Below are 574 nucleotides of genomic sequence, written 5' to 3' on the forward strand. Positions count from 1 at the left end.
ATGAGAATAAATTAAATAATTGTGTAGATAATTTAGAATGGTGTACTTATCAACACAATAATGTTTGGAAAAATAGATTAGCTAAAAGTTTAGAAACGTTTAATGCAAATCCTAAAAATAGAAGGAAAGTATATCAATATACAAAAGATGGAGCATTCATTAAAGAATATGAATCTGTAAAAGAAGCTACTAAAGAAATGGGTTTAAAGCACAGTAGTGGAATATATCTTAGCTGTAATCATAATAATTGCTACGCAAGAGGCTTTAAATGGTCTTTTAACTCTCCTTCCTTATAAATGCATCATTTAATAAAGAAAATGGCTTAAAACGCCTTAAAATGCGTTATGGAAAAAGAAACTATTTTATATAATATATTATATGTGGATAATAAAGCAAGAACAATTATTCCTGAAGTAGTTAATGCTTGGAATCTTACTCCACATAGATTTATTAAATCTGGTGAAACTGTATCTATTGATATTAATCGTACTCTGTATATTATAAAAGGATTTAGTTCATCAGATTATGTGCACATAGATGTAAAGTAGGATAGAATAGATATTACATTAGATCC

Annotated in this window: 1 protein-coding gene; it reads left to right on the plus strand. The window is 27.0% G+C overall.

The features are described 5' to 3' along the window. Positions 1–296, plus strand: a 296-nt coding sequence (locus GH664_RS22165; protein ID WP_228111676.1) for an NUMOD1 domain-containing DNA-binding protein, incomplete at its 5' end; no start/stop codon positions are given. Positions 297–574: the final 278 nt, after the last annotated feature.

Source organism: Thauera sp. 2A1, from assembly GCF_009469595.2.
Lineage (GTDB): Bacteria > Pseudomonadota > Gammaproteobacteria > Burkholderiales > Rhodocyclaceae > Thauera.